General features: G+C 73.0%; 16 protein-coding genes and 1 pseudogene. 6 read left to right on the plus strand and 11 right to left on the minus strand.

The window, feature by feature from the left end; translation table 11 throughout:
• Window positions 1–63 precede the first annotated feature (63 nt).
• Window positions 64–894 carry a glycoside hydrolase domain-containing protein gene (locus ACFYZY_RS17055; protein ID WP_388694431.1) on the minus strand — a complete coding sequence of 277 codons (831 nt, stop codon included), beginning with the start codon at window positions 892–894 and terminating at the stop codon, window positions 64–66.
• Between the two features lie 220 nt (window positions 895–1114).
• On the opposite strand from ACFYZY_RS17055, the pseudogene ACFYZY_RS17060 reads away from it, so the two are divergent.
• Window positions 1115–1255 (plus strand): annotated as a pseudogene (locus ACFYZY_RS17060) (LuxR C-terminal-related transcriptional regulator); the annotation flags it as partial.
• A gap of 46 nt (window positions 1256–1301) precedes the next feature.
• On the opposite strand, the gene ACFYZY_RS17065 reads toward ACFYZY_RS17060, so the two are convergent.
• The 3 genes from ACFYZY_RS17065 to ACFYZY_RS17075 form a co-directional block, all read right to left on the minus strand.
• Entirely contained in the window at window positions 1302–2753 is a 1452-nt protein-coding gene (locus tag ACFYZY_RS17065; RefSeq protein WP_388694433.1) for an MFS transporter, read from the minus strand.
• Window positions 2754–2912: 159 nt separating this feature from the next.
• Window positions 2913–3584, minus strand: a complete 672-nt coding sequence (locus tag ACFYZY_RS17070; protein WP_388694435.1) for a hypothetical protein — start codon at window positions 3582–3584, stop codon at window positions 2913–2915.
• 10 nt (window positions 3585–3594) lie between these two features.
• Complete coding sequence (locus tag ACFYZY_RS17075; protein WP_388694781.1) at window positions 3595–8265, minus strand: RICIN domain-containing protein; 4671 nt, start codon at window positions 8263–8265, stop codon at window positions 3595–3597.
• A gap of 716 nt (window positions 8266–8981) precedes the next feature.
• On the opposite strand from ACFYZY_RS17075, the gene ACFYZY_RS17080 reads away from it, so the two are divergent.
• Window positions 8982–9689 (plus strand): histone-like nucleoid-structuring protein Lsr2, encoded by a 708-nt coding sequence (locus ACFYZY_RS17080; protein WP_388694436.1) that lies wholly within the window; start codon window positions 8982–8984, stop codon window positions 9687–9689.
• Window positions 9690–9717: 28 nt separating this feature from the next.
• Here ACFYZY_RS17080 and ACFYZY_RS17085 read toward each other — a convergent pair whose 3' ends face one another.
• From ACFYZY_RS17085 to ACFYZY_RS17100, 4 genes are read right to left on the minus strand one after another with little or no spacing between them, the layout of a single operon-like run.
• Complete coding sequence (locus ACFYZY_RS17085) at window positions 9718–10239, minus strand: SMI1/KNR4 family protein (protein ID WP_388694439.1); 522 nt, start codon at window positions 10237–10239, stop codon at window positions 9718–9720.
• A 13-nt stretch (window positions 10240–10252) separates the two neighbouring features.
• Window positions 10253–10675: a hypothetical protein gene (locus ACFYZY_RS17090; RefSeq protein ID WP_388694441.1), complete on the minus strand. Its 423-nt coding sequence runs from the start codon at window positions 10673–10675 to the stop codon at window positions 10253–10255.
• Window positions 10676–10689: 14 nt separating this feature from the next.
• Window positions 10690–10971, minus strand: coding sequence for a DUF397 domain-containing protein (locus ACFYZY_RS17095; protein WP_388694443.1), 282 nt, complete (start codon window positions 10969–10971; stop codon window positions 10690–10692).
• Entirely contained in the window at window positions 10931–11782 is an 852-nt protein-coding gene (locus ACFYZY_RS17100) for a Scr1 family TA system antitoxin-like transcriptional regulator (RefSeq protein ID WP_388694446.1), read from the minus strand. Before ACFYZY_RS17100 ends, ACFYZY_RS17095 begins: the two co-directional genes overlap by 41 nt.
• A 135-nt stretch (window positions 11783–11917) precedes the next feature.
• Between ACFYZY_RS17100 and ACFYZY_RS17105 the strand changes: the two genes are divergently transcribed.
• Together ACFYZY_RS17105 and ACFYZY_RS17110 are read left to right on the plus strand one after the other, a co-directional pair.
• On the plus strand, window positions 11918–12274 hold the full coding sequence (locus tag ACFYZY_RS17105; RefSeq protein WP_388694448.1) for an ATP-binding protein: 357 nt from the start codon (window positions 11918–11920) through the stop codon (window positions 12272–12274).
• A gap of 46 nt (window positions 12275–12320) precedes the next feature.
• Window positions 12321–12950 carry a class I SAM-dependent methyltransferase gene (locus ACFYZY_RS17110; RefSeq protein ID WP_388694451.1) on the plus strand — a complete coding sequence of 210 codons (630 nt, stop codon included), beginning with the start codon at window positions 12321–12323 and terminating at the stop codon, window positions 12948–12950.
• Window positions 12951–13031: 81 nt separating this feature from the next.
• Here the strand turns inward: ACFYZY_RS17110 and ACFYZY_RS17115 are convergent, their stop codons facing one another.
• Window positions 13032–15002, minus strand: coding sequence for a hypothetical protein (locus ACFYZY_RS17115; RefSeq protein WP_388694452.1), 1971 nt, complete (start codon window positions 15000–15002; stop codon window positions 13032–13034).
• A 163-nt stretch (window positions 15003–15165) separates the two neighbouring features.
• Between ACFYZY_RS17115 and ACFYZY_RS17120 the strand changes: the two genes are divergently transcribed.
• Both ACFYZY_RS17120 and ACFYZY_RS17125 read left to right on the plus strand, forming a co-directional pair.
• Window positions 15166–16074 (plus strand): N-acetylmuramoyl-L-alanine amidase, encoded by a 909-nt coding sequence (locus tag ACFYZY_RS17120; protein WP_388694455.1) that lies wholly within the window; start codon window positions 15166–15168, stop codon window positions 16072–16074.
• Between the two features lie 103 nt (window positions 16075–16177).
• Entirely contained in the window at window positions 16178–17026 is an 849-nt protein-coding gene (locus tag ACFYZY_RS17125) for a DUF5336 domain-containing protein (protein ID WP_388694457.1), read from the plus strand.
• A gap of 112 nt (window positions 17027–17138) precedes the next feature.
• On the opposite strand, the gene ACFYZY_RS17130 is transcribed toward ACFYZY_RS17125, so the two are convergent.
• Together ACFYZY_RS17130 and ACFYZY_RS17135 are read right to left on the minus strand one after the other, a co-directional pair.
• Window positions 17139–18218, minus strand: a complete 1080-nt coding sequence (locus ACFYZY_RS17130) for a prenyltransferase (RefSeq protein ID WP_388694458.1) — start codon at window positions 18216–18218, stop codon at window positions 17139–17141.
• Window positions 18215–18964 (minus strand): class I SAM-dependent methyltransferase, encoded by a 750-nt coding sequence (locus tag ACFYZY_RS17135; RefSeq protein ID WP_388694460.1) that lies wholly within the window; start codon window positions 18962–18964, stop codon window positions 18215–18217. The genes ACFYZY_RS17130 and ACFYZY_RS17135 overlap by 4 nt, the downstream gene beginning before the upstream one ends.
• Window positions 18965–19010 lie beyond the last annotated feature (46 nt).

The following is a 19010-nucleotide window of genomic DNA, read 5'->3' on the forward strand; positions in this document are numbered from 1 at the left end:
CGGAACTCCCCGGGGAGACCGGCGGGCCGGGGCCCGGCGCCCCCGGCCCGCCGGAGGAGCCGGTCAGCCGATGATGGCGACCGGGGCGTCCCAGGCGTTGCGGTCGACGTTGATGGTGTGGCCGCCGCGGGTCTCCCTGCTGTTGGCCTTGTACTGGTGGCCCCGGCTGTGGTCGGTGTACAGCCTCGGGTTCCAGGGCCAGTCCCTGGTGGTGGTCTCCTGGCCGTTCCACTGGGCGTACCAGAGGTTGCCCGGCAGGTCCGTGCGGTTCTGGGCGGTGGCGATCGCCTTGGCGCCGGAGCTGCTGAAGCCGTAGAGGCCGGCGCGGTAGGTCCTGGCGCGCAGGGTCTTGCTGAAGGACCGGACGTAGGCCAGGGTCGCGTCGTTGCACGCCTTGTCGGCGGTGTTGTACGACTCCAGGTTGAGGTAGATCGGGCTGCCGGCCCGCATGCCGAGCGCCGACGCCTTGGCGACCGCGTCGTTGGCGTTGCTCGCTCCGACCGAGGCGGCGGTGGCCGCGGTGAACCGCTCCTTGTTCCCGCTCTTCTGGCAGGGCGGCTGGGCGCCGACGTAGAGCGGGACGACCCGCCAGCCGAGGGTGTCCACCGACTTCACCCAGGACTTGGTGAGGTTGGGCTGGGCGCAGCCGCGGTTCTTCCCGCCGACGTAGACCGCGACGCCGCCGTAGTAGCCGTCCTTCTTCCACGCCTTCATCGCGGTGAGCGAGGGCGCGGCGCAGGTGTCGAACGCCCTGCCGGTGTAGGTCTTCTGCGCGGGCCACGCCGGGGCGGCCGTCGAGGTCTGCGCCGCGATCCCGGCGCCGGCGACGACGGCGACGCCGGTCGTCGCCAGGGCGATGTAGCGGCCTCTTCTGGACAGCCGGTGCTTCGGCATTTCCCACCCCATCCGAACTCACGCCCCGGCCCTCCGGGGCCCGTTCAGCCTATCCGGCAGCGGCGGGAACTCCGGGCCGGGTCCCGTCCGGCACCGGCCGGAGCACCGGTCGCGGCCGGACGGGCCACCGGGTCCGTCACCGGGCCGGACGGGCCACCGGGTCCGTCACCGGGCCGGGCCGGGCGGGGTACGGGGCCGGGGTACGGGGCCGGGCTGGCCGGGGGAAACGCCCGGCGGCGTCGCGGCCGCCCTCCACCTCTCGGAGTCCACGGTCCGCAACCACCTGTCCTCCGCGATCGGCAAGACGGGCACCCGCAACCGCGTGGAGGCGGCGCGGGCGGCCCGCCGGCAGGGCCGGCTCCGAGGAGTCGCCCCGCCCGGCGGGTCCCCGGCTCCGGCCGGTCCGGTCAGGAGGTCTTCCCGGCGTCCCCCCTCGGCAGCCACAGCAGCATCAGGAGCGTCGCGCCGAGCAGGATCGCCGCCGAGACGCGGAAGGCCGCCGCGTAGCCCGCGGTGAGGGCGACCGGGTCCGGGGTGCCGTGGACCGGGCCCGTGACGGCGGCGGCGACCGTGGAGAGGGTCGCGAGGCCGAGGGCGCCGCCCATGGTGCGGGAGGTGTTGACGAGGCCCGAGACCAGGCCCGCGTCGCCCGGGGCGGCGCTGGAGGTGGCGAGGGTGGCCAGCGGGGTGGTGGCCAGGCCGATGCCGCCCATCATCAGGACGCCGGGGCCCAGGATCGTCGTCAGGAAGGTGCCGTCGGCGGTCATCGTGGACTGCCAGGCGAAGCCGGAGGCGGCGACGAGGGCGCCGGCCACGGCGAGGCGGCGGGCGCCGAGGGCCGGCATCAGGCGGGGCGCGGCCTTGGAGCCCAGGACGACGGCGAGGGAGCTGGGGACGAGGGCCAGACCGGCCTGGAGCGGGGTGTGGCCGAGGACGTTCTGCGCGTACACCGTCATGAAGAACCACATGCCGAAGGAGCTCGAACCGAACAGCAGGATCGCCGCGTTGGCCGCCGCGACCGTCCGCGTGCGGAAGATCTTCAGGGGCATCAGCGGGGCCGCCGTACGGGCCTCGACCGCGACGAACGCGCCGAGCAGGACGAGCGCGCCGAGGAGCGTCAGGAGGGTCTTCGGGGCGCCCCAGCCCGCCTCCTCGGTCTGGACGATGCCGTACGCGAGGGTGGCGAGCCCGCCGGTGACGAGGACCGCGCCCGGCAGGTCGAGGCGGCGGGCGGTGCCGGGGCGGCTCTCACGGAGCGAGAGGAGCGCGCCGACGAGGACGAGGACGCCGACGGGGACGTTGACGAGGAGGACCCAGCGCCAGGACAGCAGGTCGACCAGGAGCCCGCCGACGAAGCCGCCCGCCGCGCCGCCGGCCGCGCCGACCGCCGTCCAGGTGCCGATGGCCCGGGTCCGGGCGGGCCCGGGGGCGACCGCGTCGGTGATCAGGGTGAGGGTGGCGGGCGACAGGACGGCCGCGCCGAGGCCCTGCACGGCACGGCCCGCGACGAGCTGCCAGCCCTCCTGGGCGAGGCCGCCCGCGACGGATCCGGCGGTGAACACCGCGAGCCCGAGCAGGAACATCGCCTTGCGCCCGTAGAGGTCGGCGGCCCGTCCGCCGAGCAGCATGAACCCGGCGAAGGCGATCGCGTACGCGTTGAGCACCCACTGCAGGCCGAGCGACGAGAGCCCGAGGTCGGCCCGCAGCGACGGCAGCGCCACGTTCACCACGGAGACGTCGAGCACGACGAGGAACTGTCCCGCGCAGGCGATCAGGACGACCGCCCAGGGGCGGGAGGGGGGTATGGAGGGGGTGGTGGACGTGCTGGTGGCGGAGTCGGTCCGGGGCATGGATGTCATGGTCGCAGACGCCTTCAGCCCCGTACATACGCCGGGGTCCCCCGCACGCGCGCCGGGACCCCGGGCGGCACGGGAAAGCCCGGCCGGAGCCCCGGGCGGCACGAGGAAGCCCCGCCGGAGAACGTCCGGCGGGGCTTGGTTCTCATCGGTTCGGCCCGCTCACCCGTCGTACAGGGCGGCGCGCAGACGGACGGTCAGGTCCTCGCCCGGCACCTCGGTCCAGTCCGCCCCGGGCACCCCGGTACGCAGGACCTCGTACCGTCCCTCCTCCGTTTCCCGCACCAGGACCTGTCGGCTCTCCCAGTGCATCGGGTCCACGCGCAGGCGGACGGCACGGTGCGTCACCGTCGGGAACGCGTTCCGCAGCACCGCGTCCGCGTGGAGGCGGCGCAGGAGGTCCCGCAGTCCCCGGTGGTACGCGGACGAGAGGAGGTCGGCCCACTGCGTGGCGGTGGGCTCTCCGGCTTCGAGCGCCGCGGTGAACGCGGTGAGGTTCAGGAAGCCGAACCTCGCCTCCAGTTCCCCGTTGGGCACGCCCTCCCGCCACGCGGCGACCGCGTCCACGAGCGTTCCGAGGTCGTCCGTGGCGCCGATGTCCCAGCCGGCCTCGGGGATGTGGACGCGCAGCCGGAACGAGCGTTCCCCGGTCGCGGTGTTGGCCGTCACCGTCAGGTAGCCCCTCGGCGTGTCGATGACGGCTTCGTCGGCGTCGGTGGCCCAGGGCGAGAGGCCGATGTCGCGGCCGCGCCGCTCCGCCGTCCGCCGCAGGGCCGTGACGAGACCGCCGGCGGCGGTCACGTCCGGGTACCGGTCTTCCTGGTGCGCGTCCACGTCCGACTCCTCAGCAGTGGCAGTAGCCGATGACCGAACCCTTCACCGGGGACAGGTCCCCGGTGAGTTTCGACAGGTCCGGCATCGCCGTCGGAGCGACGAGCTCCATGGCCCCGTCCGGTCCGGTGGGCGTGTAGAACTGGATCGAGCTCCACGGTCGCTGGCCGTTGACGAGGGCTCTCGCGATCATGGACATCTCGTAGTCCGTGGCCCGTCCGGCCTCACCGTACTTCAGGCCGCGCTGGGCGGCGTCCACGAAGGTTCCGTACTGGCTCAGTCCCGTCATGTTGACGTGCAGGATCACCTTCGGGTCGGCGACGGCCTTCTCCACGATCTGGGCGAAGTCCCTCGGGGACGCGATGGAGAAGGTGGCGAACTTGTTCGCCCTGGCCCACTTGTCGAGTTCGTCGCCGCGCTGCCATCCCAGGGCCACGTTGCAGTTGTGGACGAGGACCGGGGTGACGCCCGCCACCACGAAGAAGGTGTGCAGGTCGTCGACGGTGAGGTCGTGGACCGTGCTCGGGGCCAGGCCCGGGCGGTCGAGGAGGGCGGTCACCGCGCGGACGGAGCCGTCCGGGGTGCGCAGGCGGTCGCCGGTGTTCAGGTCGGAGACCAGCGTCCAGCCCCGGCCCACCACGTAGAACTTGTGGCCGGCGGTGCTGGAGAGCTTCCCTCCGCCGGCGACGGTGACGTCCACCAGGCGCCGGGTGTCGTGCACGAAGGTGTCGGTGACCCGGCGCGCCTCCACCCGGCCGGTGGCCGGGTCGGTGGCCCGGACGAGGTCGCCCACGCCCACCCGGCTGATGGGCCGCTGCGAGCCGTCCGCCATCAGCACCCGGGTGGTGCCGGGGAAGCTGTTGACCTTGCAGGCGGTGTACAGGGCTTCCTCGGCGTTGACCATGGCGTTGAGCTTGGCGAGGGTCCCGGGGTCCAGGTCGAGGGCCTGGAGGGCCTTGAACGCGTCACGGATGCCGGTGCCGGTCTTCATCGCGGCGTCCAGGGCGCGGATGCCTTCGAAGACCTTGCCGAATGCCTTGCCGGGGATGAAGTTGCTCGCCGCCCAGGCGCAGCCGGTGGCGCTGCCGTGCCAGCAGTCGACGAAGTCCTGGACCAGGACTGCCTTGATGAGCTTGTAGGTGAGGGTCTCCTGGATGAGCTCCAGTTTGGAGAAGTAGCGGGTGACGTCCTTCTTCAGGCCCGGGATGCGCTTGCTCTCGATGAGCAGGGTGTCCGCCCTCGGGCAGCTGCCCCCGCCGGTGGCCATGGCGGGGTCGGTGCAGAGGAAGAAGTCGACCACCGCGCTGAACGTGACGGTGAAGGTGGTGGTGCAGCCCTCGAAGCCGATCGTGATCACGCAGGGCTCGTGCTGCTTGGCCTCGGTGATCTCGATGCTGTCCTCGTCGACGACGTACCACGTGCCGCCGACCCCGGTTCCGGCACCGGTCGAGACCTGCTTGTTCGCGGCGTTGCGGGCCGCTTCCTCGGCCGCCTTCTGTGCCTCCTGGGCGTACTTGAGGGCGTCCTTGGCGGCCTGTTCGGCCTCGGTGGCGGCGGCGTCGGCGCGGTCGGCGGCGGCGCGGGCGTCCTTGGCGGACTGCTCGGCGGCGGCGGCGGCCTCGCGGGCGGCCTGGGCGTCGAGGGCGGCCTGGTCGGCGGAGGCGCGGGCCTGCTGGGCGTAACCCTCGGCGCGCCCGGCGGCCTTGTCGGCGGCGGCCGCGTCCTCGGTGGCCTTGCGGTCGTACTCGACGGTGCGGGCCAGCGACTGGGACGCCTTCGCGGCAGCGGCGGCGGCGTCGGCCGCGTAGCCCAGGGCCTCCTTGGAGTAGGCGCGGGCGTCGGCCGCGTGTCCGGCGGCGTTGGCCGCGTACTGGTAGGCGATCTTCGCGTCGCCGACGGCCTGGTCGGCGACGTTCTTGGCGGCAGCCGCCTCCGCCCGCGCGTTCTGGGCGTGGGCGTCGGCGACGGCCTTCTGCTGGTCGGCGATGGTCTTGGACGCCTGGCCGGTCAGGACGACGAGGCCGGCGGCCGAGTCGGTGGTGACGTAGGGCGAGCCGAGCTGGATCGCGTCGTTGGCCGGCTTGGCGACCTGGACGGCGGCGTTGCCCGCGTCCTCGGCGGCCTGCGCGGTGACGTGGGCGAAGCCCGCGGCCTTCGCGGCGGCGGCGAGGGCCTTGGCGGCCTCCTTCTTCGCCTCGTCCGCCTGGGTCATGGCGGTCTTGGCCAGCTTCTCGGCCTCCTCCGCCAGCCTGACGGCGGTCCGGGCCTCCTCGGCGGCGTGCTGGGACGCCTTGATGGCGTCGGCGGCGGCGCTGGTCGCGGTCCGCACCGCGGCGTCGGCCCTCAGCTTGGCGGCCTGGGCGGCGTCCGCGTGCGCGCGGGACCGCTTGGCGGCGGCCTCGGCGCGGGTGGCGGCGGCGTCGGCCTCGGCGGCGGCCTGCGTGGCGGCGTCGGCGGCGGCACGGGACCGGCCCGCAGCTGCCTCGGCGTCGTTCGCGTAGGCGTTGGCCGAGTCGGCGGCGGCCCTGGACGCCTGGGCCTGTTCGTCGGATTCGTGGGCTTCGGCGTACGCCTTCTTGGCGTCGGCCTTGGCGCGGGCCGCGTCCGCCTTCTGCGCCGCGTCCCACGCGTCGGCGTTGAGGTCGCGGGCGTTGTCGCGCGCCTTGACCGCGTCGTTCTTGCGCGCGACGGCGGTTGCCTCGGCGGCTTCGGCATTCTCCTTGGCGGTCTGGGCCTTGCCCGCCTCGGCCTGAGCGGTCTGCTTGTGCTGGGCGGCCTCGTTCTGCTTGACGGCGGCGGTGTCCTTCTCCGCCTTAGCCTTGGCCTCCTCGGCCTCGGCCGCGAGCCGCTTGGCGTGCGCGTCGGCGGCGGCCGCCTTGGCGTCGCCCTCGGCCTTCAGCGCGAGGGCCAGCTTGGCCTCCGCCGTCTCCTTGTCCTTCTTGGCGTTGTCGCGGTGGATCTTGGCGGCGTCGGCCGCCGCCTTCGCCTGCAGTTCGGCCGCGTGCGCGGCCTCCTTGCGGAACTCGGCGTTGACCTGCGCGGTCTGCGCGAGGGCCCGCTGGGTGATGGTGGCGCTGTCGCCCGCGGCGGCCCGGGTGGCCGCCTCGGCGGTCTCGCCGGCCTTCACCATCGCCGTCAGCGCGGCGACGGCACCCTTGGTGACCTGGGCCTTCTGCTGCCCGACCAGGAGGCCCCGGCCGCGCGGGGCGCCCGCGGCGTCCGCGATGCCGTACGAGGCCTGCAGGGCCGCGTCGGAGGAGGTGGCCGACGTCTTGGCCTTCTCCAGCTGGGTCCTGATCGCGGCGAGGTGGGTCTTCGCCGCCGTCTGGGCGTCGGTGATGCCCTTCTTCGCCGCGTCGAAATCCGACTTGGCCGGCTGGGTCGTGCTGCCGGGCCCCTTCTCCCCGGTCGGCTTGATCAGGTACTTCTGCGCGCTGGTGCCCTTGCAGTCGAACAGCCGCGTGTCCGTACCGGCGGTGAATGCACTCAGGTCCAGGCATTTGCCCGTGGTCAGGCTCTTGAGGGGAGAGGCGGCGCGGACGTCGCCCTTCCAGGACTGGCCTTTGGTGCTGTAACAGTCCGTGATCTGGATCTTCGTGCCGTTGGCAGACGCGTTCCCGGCCACGTCCAGGCACTTGTACGAGTTGACGTTGCGAAGGTGCAGGTCCTCTTCACTGCCCTCCAGCAGCCACTTCTGCGCGGCTGTGTTGTTGCAGGTGTGGATCTGGACCGGTGTGCCGTTGGTCTTTCCACCGCCTTGGACATCCAGGCACATGCCCTTCGCGCCCGGCACCTCGATCACCGTGTAGCCGTCGCCGAGCCAACCCACACCACCGGGGGTCCAGTGGTCCTGCCAACGGGTGTAGTAGTCCGCGAGCCAGGACTGGCCCAGGAGCATGCTGAGGGCATAGGTGCCGTCCTGCAGCGCCTTTGCGGCGTCCTTGCCGGCGGTGAGGATCTGCTGCCGTTGCGCGGTCTGGCCGGCGATCTCCCGCTGCCACTCGGCGTCGGCCTGCGCCACCTGTTTTCCGAGGACCCGGTTCGGATCGATCGGATCGTGCCAGCCGCAGGCCCCGAAGCGGGCCTTCAGGTCCTCGACGGCGATCCGGAACTCGGGACTGTCCGGTTCCGGAGCCGTACGGGGAAAGCCGCCGGAGGCGAGGAAGATGCGGGCGTCATCGGCGAACACCCTCGGGAGGAAGAGTTGATTGGGCTCGACCTTGCCGGAGTTCTTCTTCCACAGCGCCCACGCTTCCCGCTCCTGCGGCGTCCCGCCGGTGGTGTAGAGCGGGTCACCGATCGCGAGCGCGGCGGCCTTCGTCTTGTCGTCGGCGGTGGGCGATGAGTCGTAGAAGGGGTTGAACAGGTTGAGCGGGTCGGAGAAGCCTTGGTAGAGCCAGGGGACCAGCCCGGTCCGGTCGAAGATTTCGTCCGGGTCCTTCGGCTCGTTGGGGTAGGACTCCAGGCTCGCCGCGCTGTTCCACGCGTAGCCCTGCTTCTGGATCTTGTCGAGCCACTGGCCCTTGACGACGTCATCCGCGTTCCAGGCCGCGTGCAACGGGGTCTTGTCGTTGTACATGTCCCGTTCGAGCTGCTTGTGCATCTGATCGGGAGGCAGGACGAGGGCGTTCTGCGCGAGGGCGTAGACGTTGGGTCCGCCCATGCGCAGGCCCTCGGTGCCCATGCACTGGTCTTCGCGCAGCCGTTGGGCGGCCGTGGGGTCGTAGCCGTCGTACGAGTCGGCCGCCGCGGCCACGGGCACCGGGTCCGGCACGGCACCGGGCCGCACGGCGAGGCCGCCGAGGACGGCCAGGGCGGCGACGGAGGTGACGGCGGTGGTGAAGGTGGTGGAGAGGAGGGGGGACGAGCGTGGTCGGGGGCTGAACAACCCCGTGGTGAACCGCAAGGGGAGCTTCCTTCACAGCGAACGGGAGCGGGCAGGGGTGACCCGGGCGACGTTCACAGCGAACGGGCACCGCGGCATGGCGGTGCCCTTCTCCCCGTGGCGGCACTGTCCCCCGACCGCCGATGACGTGCGCGCACCACGACGGAGTGGTCAGCTCCGGTACGCGCGGCGTTACTTAACCCCGAGTAAACCTCGCCCGGCAAGGGTCGGTTCGGCATCCGGAAGGCGGGACGGAAAACCGTTTGCGTGGACCCCCCGCCCGGGGAACGCGCATTCGACAAGCTCACGAGCGGTGCGGTCTGTGGGGAAGCTGTGAAGGAACGCCACGCATAAGGACGGTTATCGGCCACAGTTTGGCCGGTAACCATTCCTGACACGGGCCGCTGGTGAGGCGACCGCACGGTCGCCTTCTACGCCTGCCGGGACGGCCGTCACCCCGACCGGCCCGGCGCCCCCGGGCGATGCCGCTCCGGGGCCCCGCGTACGCTCCGCCCATGGACGAGCAGAGACCGCCGCTCCCCCCGGCCGGTGACGTGCGGCGGGCGTGGGGGCGGATCACCGGGTGGCTGGAGCGGCACTCCCCCGCCGTCTTCGCCTCCCTCGGCGGCCCCGGGGACCCGGCGGCCCTCGCCGCCGCCGAGGAACGCATGGGCGTGCGGCTGCCGGAGGAGATGCGGCAGTGGCTCCTGGCGAACGACGTCGGCCCCGCCGGGCGGTCCGGCGACACCGCGGGCCCGCTCGCGTCCGGCCGCGAAGGGGTCCTCCCCGACGGGGGCCTCCTGCTGGGACTCGCCGGCGTCGAGCGCGTCCACCTCCACATGACGGCCGCGGAGGAGTCGGAACCGTCCGGGGACCCCGGCCACCCTTCCTGGCGCCGCGAGTGGGTCCCGGTCTCCTCCGAGAGCGACGGTTTCCACGGAAGGTTCCTCGACGCGCGCACCGGCCGCGTCGGACGCTGGAGCGAGGGGTCCGGCCCCGTGGAAGGCGAGTACGCGTCCCTGTCCGCCTTCTTCGACGCCGTGGCGGACCGGCTGGAGGGGATCCCGCCGGAAGACCGGAGCGGAACCCCCGACGGTCCCGTGCGCGTCCGGGGCCACGACACCGGGGCGATACGCCGGTGGGCCCGCGCGCACGGTCACCCCGTGAACGACCGGGGGCGCATCCCCGCCTCCGTCGTCGACGCGTACGTGGCGTCCCTGTGAGCGGTACGGGTTCCCCGCCCCGCCCCCGTCACGGCAGGAACGCGTAGAACGGCCCGTCCGGCGCGAGGTTCCGGGAGCACAGCGTCACGTCCCTGCCCTCCAGGTAGGCCAGCAGCCACGCGCCGAACGTCATCTCGTAGAGCGTCCAGGACGGGCTGTCCATCTCCTGGACCACGACCCGCCAGGGCGCCGAAGGCCCGTCGGGGACGCGGAGGAAGACCGCCTCCCCCGTCGTGGCCGACGCCACCGGCAGCAGCTCACCCGGGTTTCCCCCGACCGGAGCCGGCAGGAACTCCGCCATGTCCTCCTCGCGCCAGAACGCGAGGTCTTCCCCGATGTTCCTCCCCAGACTGTGCAGGAGGTGACCGGCCGGGTGCTTCAGGTAGAGCTGGTCATTGATCTGGACCGAACCGTAGGCGTCCACGATCTCCCGGAAGTCCGACGGGAGTTCGACGCCGATCTCCCGCTCCAGTGCGGTCCAGGGCGCCGGGTCGGACCAGTGGAACCGGGGCTCGCCCAGCAGGGCCGTTATCTCCGGAAGCGTCGCCACTCAGGGGTTCCTTTCACGAGGGCTTCCCGGGAGGGTACTTGAGCGCCAGGACGACGCTCGTGGCGGTCGCGGCGACGGCGGTGACCGCCAGGACGAGGAGCCCCGGGTTCACCCACCACGGAACGATCTCCATGCCCCGGCACACCAGGCTGACGGGGAGCGCACCGCTGCGGTCCGGACGGACCTTCATTCCCGCCTTGAACCAGCAGGCGTCCTCGGGGAAGAGGAACGGCACGTACGAGAGGCCGTAGAGGTGCAGCGCGCCGCCCGCGAGGTACGCGAACGCGGCGATCCGGGCGGCCTTCCTGGCGGGCGCACGCGGGGGCCGGGGCGACTGGAGCGGGGGCGGTTCGTCGCCCCCGCGGGCCCGGACGAGGCCCACGTACGTGATCCCCGCCCAGGCGGGTAGCGCCAGGGCGAGGATCACCACTCCCATGACGGTCGCCACCGTCAGCGGCCGAGACGCCCCTCGGCGGCGGCCGCCACGAAGGCCGTGAAGGCGGCCGGGGCGGCGAGGAAGGCGGGGCCTTCGGGGTTCTTGGAGTCCCGGACGGCGACGTGGGCGGCGAGATCGGCGACCTCGACGCACTGGCCGCCGGTGTCGCCGCTGTACGAGGACTTGCGCCAGGCGGCGGTGCCGAGCGGGGCGCACTCGATGCACTGGCCGCCGGTGTCCGAGCTGTACGAGGACTTACGCCAAGGCGCGCCCGTCAGGTTCTGGTTGGTCCCCATACTGCTCCTCCATGATGCGGGCGATCAGTTGAGCCGATTCCTCTACGGAGAGGGCAGCCGCTCGCAAGTGATCGTAACGGAGGAACCCCTCCCGAACGGCGGACGGATTGGCGGTCATATGCCCCTGGATGAAGTCCTCGGTGTAGACAATGTCCGGGTCGTCGTCGAAGCGCAGCAGGTTGAACGAGCCCATCAACCCCGCATGCGCACCGGCCTCGAACGGAAGGATCTGGATCTTCACCCACTCCTGTTCCTGCATGCGCAAGAGGTGGGCGAGTTGGGCTCGCATGACCTCGCGTCCGCCGACCTCCTGTCGCAGGACTGCCTCGGTCATCACCACCCAACACAACGGCGGCGTGTCACGACCCAACACTCGCTGTCGCTCGACGCGAGCGGCGACCTTGGCGTCGAGGTCCTCCCCCTCCGAACGGGTTCGCAGAACCTCCCGCGCGTACTCCGGTGTCTGGAGCAGACCGTCCACCACTCCCGCCTGAAAGGAGTAGATGTACGTCGCCCGCGCCTCCATCTCCGCGTACGGCTGGAACCACGTCGGCAACTGGCTCTTCAGCACGAGGCCCACCAGCCGCGAGAACGTCCCGCCCGTCATCAACGCGGCGTCCAGTTGTTCCGAGAACTTCCTGGTGGGGACCTTCTTCGCCGTCTCTATCTGGCCGATGAGCGAACCCGTGCAGTAGACGATCGAGCCGAGTTGCCCCTGGTTCAGTCCGGCCTCCTCCCTCAGACGGCGTAATTCCGCTCCGTAGTAGTCCAGCGGCGAGGCACTGGGATCGAGGCTGCGGATGTTGACCACGACGAGGTCACCCCCAGATCGACGCGACGAGGCGTTGTGTTCGGGCTGTAGCCGAGCGTAACGAAACGCGTCCACTCTGGTGCCATGAATCAGGGAACAGACCTCTACCCTGCGGAACTTACGACGAGTTACCGCATGGGCTTCACCGTGGGTGAGCACTCCGCCGGTCACATGCGTCGCATCCTGCACATGTTCCTCACGCGCTGGGACCTCGTCCGGCTGTCGGACTCCGCGACGCTCGCGCTCACGGAGCTGGTCGCGAACGTCGTCCGGCACGTGCCGGGGCGCCGCTGCGGCGTCCTCATCCTGCGGGAGCCGCACGGGCTGCGGGTGGAGGTCTCGGACGGCGTGTCCGGGGCGGTGTTCGCCAAGGCCGCCGATCCGCTGGACGAGGGCGGCCGGGGGCTCGTCCTGGTGGAGGCCGTGACGGACCGGTGGGGGGTGACGGAGACGGCCGGCGGGAAGACGGTGTGGTTCGAGTGCGACGCGTAGGGCACGATGGGCGCCCGTACCCGCGTACCCGCCAGTAGGAGTCACCATGTCCGAGCCCTCCCCCGCGATCCTTGCCGCCTTCGAGGCCGCGAAGGGGTTCATGCCCGTCGGGGAGGGGCTGGCGCTGTACGGGGCCGCCGCCGAGGCCGCGAAGCTGGGGCTGCCGCTCCTGGAGGTCGGGACGTACTGCGGGCGGTCCACGATCCTGCTCGCGGAGGCGGCCCGGGAGGCGGGGACGGTCGCGGTCACCGTGGACCACCACCGGGGCAGCGAGGAGCAGCAGCCGGGGTGGGAGTACCACGACCCGACCGTGGTGGACCCCGAGGTCGGGCTCATGGACACGCTGCCGACCTTCCGGCGGACCCTGCGCAAGGCGGGTCTGGAGGAGTACGTGATCGCGGTCGTCGGGCGGTCGCCGCAGGTGGCGAAGGTGTGGGCCGGGCAGCTCGGTCTCGTCTTCGTGGACGGCGGGCACACCGACGAGCACGCCGTGAACGACTACGAGGGCTGGGCCCCGAAGGTCGCCCCCGGCGGGCTCCTCGTCATCCACGACGTCTTCCCGGACCCGGCGGACGGCGGCCAGGCCCCGTACCGGATCTACCTCCGCGCCCTGGAGTCGGGCGACTTCGAGGAGGCCTCGGTCACCGGCTCGCTGCGGGTGCTGCGCCGCCGCTGAGCCCGGGTCCGGTTCCGGTGGACGCCCGTGGCCGCCCCCTCGGCGTGAGGGGGCGGCCACGGGGTCCGCGTCGCGTCCGGGTCAGAAGCCGGACGTCACGTACAGGCAGTTGGTGTAGGTGTAGCCCGGTTCGATCTTCGCCTTGCTCGCCTTGGTGTCCCCGGCCGACGACGTGCCGACGGCGGCCCGCTTCTGGAGGAAGTGGTAGTCACCGGCGGGCAGCATCAGGGTCGCCTTCGGGTACTTCGACGACGGTCCGGTGCACGCCTTGACCTTCTCGCCGCCCAGGCGGAGCGAGCCCGGGTACTTGGTGCAGGTCGTGCACGCCTTCAGCGTCACCCTGCCGGTCATCGGGCCCGTGTAGAGCAGTTCGACCTCGCCGGGGCCGTCGTTGCTCACCACCATGACCATCCGGGTGCCGCCCGGAGGCGACGCCGGGGGCAGGCTCTTGCCGGCCTCGGGCTCCTCGTCCGCGATCTCCGCCGCGATGGCGATCGTGCGGGCGTACGCGGCCTGCGGGCTGGACGGGTAGTCCTTGGCGAACTGCGTCATGGTCGTGACCGCGTCGTCGTAGTCCTTGTTCCTGAACTGCGCGGTCCCGCAGGCGAAGTCGCCCTTCTGGACCGACTCCGCGGCCTCCTTCGTGGCGGCTTCGAGCACCGGGTGCGGCATGTTGTCCAGGGAGGAGCGGAGCGTGCGCAGCTCGACCGTGGTGTCGCAGGGCGAGGAGCCGCCGTCGAGGGCGGTGGTCCGCGTCCTGATCGCCGCCCGGACGGCCGGCTCGACGCGGGCGGCCTGGGGGGAGTTCGGGAAGGTGTCGTAGAGCGCGTTGAGGCTCTCGCTGGCGGTCGGACGGGCGGTCTGGACGCCCAGGGCGGCCGTCCCGCACGCGTAGAGCGACTCGGCCAGCGGCTCGTCGGTCTTGGCGGGCCGGGAGCCGAGCAGGTCCTCGTCGACCGTCTCGGAAAGGTTCCGCAGGTGCTTGAGCGGCGGGACCGCCTCGCAGTACTCCTTCTTCCCGTACGGGGCGGACAGCCGCTCGTAGTAGGTGTCGAGGCGCGCGGGGACGAGCTTCCCGGCCCGCGACCCGGCGTGCTTCGTGCCGAGCTCCTCGTAGGCGTCGAGCGCCTTGCGGTAGGTCGGCTCGGCCTTGTCGAAGGGGAGGCCCTCGGCGGACTTCACCAGGGTGTCGGCGGCGGCGAGGCGTTCGAGGAGGGCCTGCTCCCTCGCCTCGTCGCGGGCCGCGCCGTACGCCAGGGAGCCGCCCGCCGGCACGGCGAGCAGCACCAGGGCGAGCGGCAGCGCGAGGCGCCGGAAGGAGGCGCCGGCGCGGAGGGTGGCGCGCAGTCCGCGCCGGGCCCCGTCGGCGGCGACGGCGAGCAGGAAGACGCCGTAGCCGACGAGGACGCCGGCGGGCACGCCGTCGACGTCGGCGGGGAGCGCGGCCACCAACAGGGCGGCGGTGGCGAGCCAGCAGAGCGCGGCGCCGATCCAGTTGCGGAGGAGCACGTACCCCAGGCCGAGGCCGGACAGGTTGAGCAGGCCGATCGCGGCGGCCTGCGCCGGGTTCGCGGGGCCGGGCGGCTGGGCGGGCGGCCCCGCGGGCGGCGGGGGGCCGTAGCCGGGCGGCGGGCCGTAGCCGGGGGGACCGTAGCCGGGGGGACCGTAGCCGGGGGGCGGGCCGTAGCCGGGGGGACCGTAGGCGGGCGCGGTCGCGGAGCCCGACGCCGTGGCGTCGGCACCGGGCGAGGCCGCCCCCGTGCCCGTCCCCGCGTCCGCCGTACCGGGCGGCGGTCCGAAGGCGGGCGTGGGTGCCGCCGGGGCCCGGTCCGGCGCCGGTGGGGCCGCCGGAGGCGCGGCCGGCGGGGCCACGCGCGGATCGGGGGCCGGGGTCCCGGAGGCCGGCGCGGCCCACGGGTCCGGCCGGTCCGCCGGGCTCTGCCGGTCCTGCCCGGGGTCCGGCCGGTCCGCCGGGTCCGGCCGGTCCGGTTCCTTCGCGCGCGGGATCTCGTCCTGCGGCTCGGGACGTGCGTCGTTCGGTTCTTCCCCCACCACGGGTCCCCCTCGTGGGTCCATGCACGGTGGCACCCACCGTCGCTTCCTGTGGACACCCTTCACCCTCCGCGCACACGCGTCCACCGATATGGGCGGGCGGTGACCAACCTGCGACCTGCCCCTGCGGCTTTCCGCCACGCCCAGGGCCTAAAGTCTCCGGGTGCCGAACGACCACCGGAAGACCGCCCGCCGTACCCTCGCCCTCGCCCTCGCCGCCGCCGGGTGCTGCGCCGCGCTCGCCGGGTGCGGGGCCCCGCAGACCCTCCCGTCCCCGGGGAAGGCCCCGGGCTCCCCGGAGTCCTCCGGCGCCGGGAACGGCCCGGGACCGGGCCGTACGCCCTCCCCGTCCCCCTCGTCGCCGGTCTCCTCCGCCCCGCCGGCCGCTCCGGGGAGCCGCCCCCTCGCCGGGCGGACGGTGCTCGTCGATCCCGGGCACAACCCCGGCAACTTCCGGCACCCCGAGGAGATCAACCGGAAGGTGAACATCGGGACGAAGAGCAAGGAGTGCGACACCACGGGCACGTCCACGAACGCCGGGTACACCGAGGCCGCCTTCACCCTCGACGTCTCCCGCCGCCTGCGGGACCTGCTCACCGCGCGCGGCGCCGAGGTGGTGTTCACCCACGACGCCGACCGCCCCTGGGGCCCGTGCGTCGACGAGCGGGCCCGGACCGGCAACGAGGCCCGCGCGGACGCCGCGGTCTCCGTCCACGCGGACGGTTCGGCCGCCGGGCACCGCGGATTCCATGTGATCCTGCCCGCACCGGTCCGGGAGGGCTCCGCCGACACCGCGGGAATCGTCGGCCCCTCCCGCGAGCTGGGCGAACGGATCGCGGACCGGTTCGCGCGCGCCACCGGAACGGCCCCCGCCAACTACCTCGGCTCCGGTACGGGATTGGACGTACGGGACGATCTGGGCGGACTGAATCTCTCGACCGTCCCCAAGGTCTTCGTCGAATGCGGCAATATGCGGGATCCGAAGGACGCGCTGCTGCTCACGTCGGAGGCGTGGCGGCAGAAGGCGGCCCAGGGCATCGCGGACGGCATCGCCACCTACCTCGTGGGGTAGAACCCGCGAGCGATAGATTCGCTCCGTACCATGGGGCCGCCCCCCCCGTGCCACGGCCTTGAGCGCCACCCGACGCGACGACGAACCGACGAAGGACTCTTACGTGAATATCCGCTCCCTCACCCGAGGCGATGGCGTGCTGATCGGCGCAGCGGTGGTGCTGTTCATCGCCTCGTTCCTGGACGTCTACGGCTGTGACGGTCCCAACGCGGTCTGCGACCAGGTCGAGTACCCCAACCCGTGGGAGTTGTCCTACCTCGGCTGGGGCACCTTCCTCCTCGCCATCGCGGGCGCGGCCCTGGTCGTCGCCTCCCGCGCCCTGCCGCAGCAGCGCAAGGTGGCCGGCCTGGAACTCGGCCAGGTCGGTGCCGCGTTCACCATCGCCTCCGCCTGGACCCTGCTCATGTGGGTCTTCGAGGCGGGCAACGCCGGCCCGGCCCTGATCCTCGGCCTGATCGCCTCCCTGGTCCTCGCCGCCGCCGCGGTGGCCGGCCCGCTGGTCCCGGCCCTCAAGGCCCCGCTGGTGAGCGCGCCGCGTCCGCAGGCCCCGCAGCCGTACGGCACGCAGGGGGGCCAGCACGGCGTGCAGGGCGTCCCCGGCGGTTACGGCTACCCGGGCGCGCCGCAGCCGTACGGGGCGCAGCCGGACGCCTCGCACGGCGCGGGCCAGCCGTTCGGCGCGCAGGCGGCCGCCGCCCCGCAGCAGCAGGACCCGAGGCCGTCCGAGCCGCAGGCACAGGCGCAGCCGTCGTCGGATTTCGCCCCGTTCTGGTTCGCCGTCCCGGTCGCCCGTCCGCTGTACGCGGAGGACGGCTCCCAGGCCCCGATCGCCGAGCTGGCGCCGGGCACCTGGTACCTGGCGGTCGACCAGCGCGGCCAGGCCCTGGTGGCCCAGACGCAGGACGGGCGGCGCGGCGTCCTCCAGGACACCACCAGCATCCAGCGCGGCTGACCGCACTCGCGCACGGCCCCGCACGACGGCCCCCGACCGGAATCCCTTCCGGTCGGGGGCCGTCGCCCTGTTCCCGCGCGAGCGGGCCGTACGCGGGCGGTCCGGGCGGGGATCAGCCCCCGCAGCAGTCGGGTTCGAGGCCGGTGGGGAGGCGTTCGCCGCCGAAGACGGCGACCGTGGCCTCGTCGCCGCCGAGGGCCGCCACCGCGAGCAGCAGGGAGCCGGCGGTCCAGCTCGTCTGCTCCTCCGGCCAGACGGCCCGGTCGCCCTCGAAGACGTACCCCGTCCAGTACATGCCGTTCGGGGCCCGCAGGTGCTGGATGTCCTGGAGGATCGTGAGGGCCCGGTCGGACTCCCCCACCGCCCAGAGGGCGAGGGCGAGTTCGCAGCTCTCGCCGCCGGTGACCCACGGGTTCGGGATCACGCAGCGCACGCCGAGGCCGGGCACGACGAACGCGTCCCAGGACGCGTCGATGCGGGTCCTCGCCTCCTCGCCGGTGACCGCGCCGCCGAGGACCGGGTAGTACCAGTCCATCGAGTAGCGGGACTTGTCGAGGAAGCGCTCGGGGTGGCGGCGGATCGCGTGGCCGAGCGCACCGGCCGCCAGCTCCCAGTCCGGCTGCGGCTCCTCGCGGGCCTCGGCGACGGCGAGGGCGCAGCGCAGGGCCTGGTGGATCGAGGAGCTGCCGGTGAGGAGCGCGTCGGTCACGGCCTCGCCGGTCGGCTCGCGCTTCCAGCCGATCTGGCCGCCGGGCTGCTGGAGGCGGAGGACGAACTCCACGGCCGCGTAGACGACGGGCCACATCCGGTCGAGGAAGGCGTCGTCGCCGGTGGACAGGTAGTGGTGCCAGACGCCGACGGCGACGTACGCGACGAAGTTGGTCTCCCGGCTCCGGTCGGTGACCCGCTCCGGGTCGCCGTCGTCGTAGGCCGCGTACCAGGAGCCGTCGTCGTTCTGGTGCCGGGCGAGCCAGGCGTAGGCGCGGGCGGCGGCGGCGTGCTCCCCGGCGGCGTCCAGGGCCATGGCGGCCTCGGTGTGGTCCCACGGGTCGAGGTGGTGGCCCCGGAACCAGGGGATGGCGCCGTCCTCGCGCTGCACGGCGAGGATTCCGGCGACGGTCCCGGCGGCCTGCTCGGCGGTGAGCACGCCGGGCAGGAGGAGGTGTTCGGCGATGTGCTCGGGAGAGGTCACGGGGTGTCGGCTCCGGACGGCTCGGCCCCGGGCAGGTGGGGCTTGGTCGCGTACGCCACGAAGCTCTTGCCGACCACCGGGTTGAGCAGCTGCTCGGCGACCCGGGTCAGGGCGGGCTTCTTCATGATGTCCCAGACCAGGAGCTTGTGGTAGGCGCGGACCGGCAGCGCCTTGTCGTTGTCCACGCCGAAGGCGCACTTCAGCCACCAGTACGGCGCGTGCAGCGCGTGCGCGTGGTGGGTGCCGTACGGCCTGAGGCCGGCCTCCCGGATCCGGGTGAGGAGTTCGTCGGCCTTGTAGATGCGGATGTGGCCGCCCTCGACCTCGTGGTACTCGTCGGAGAGCGCCCAGCAGACCTTCTCGGGGCCGTAACGAGGAACGGTGACCGCGATCCGGCCGCCCGGCCTGAGGACGCGGACCATCTCGGCGAGCACGCCCTTGTCGTCCGGGATGTGCTCCATGACCTCGGAGATGATCACGACGTCGAAGGACTCGTCGGGGAACGGCAGGTTGAGGGCGTCGCCCTCCATCGCGGTGGCGGTGGCCCCGGCGGGGGCCTCCCCGGCCTCCTTCATGGCGGCGAACCACTTGGCGACCTCGCGGATCTCCTCGCCGTTCCGGTCGAGGGCCACGACCCGGGCGCCGCGCCGGTAGCACTCGAAGGCGTGCCGGCCCGCACCGCAGCCCAGGTCGAGCACGCGGTCGCCGGGGGCGAGCGGGAAGCGGGTGAAGTCGACGGTCAGCACGAGGGCCTGCCTTCGCGATCGGGACGGGGGTGGCGCGGGTGGGGGT

The organism is Streptomyces sp. NPDC001744, assembly GCF_042892575.1.
Lineage (GTDB): Bacteria > Actinomycetota > Actinomycetes > Streptomycetales > Streptomycetaceae > Streptomyces.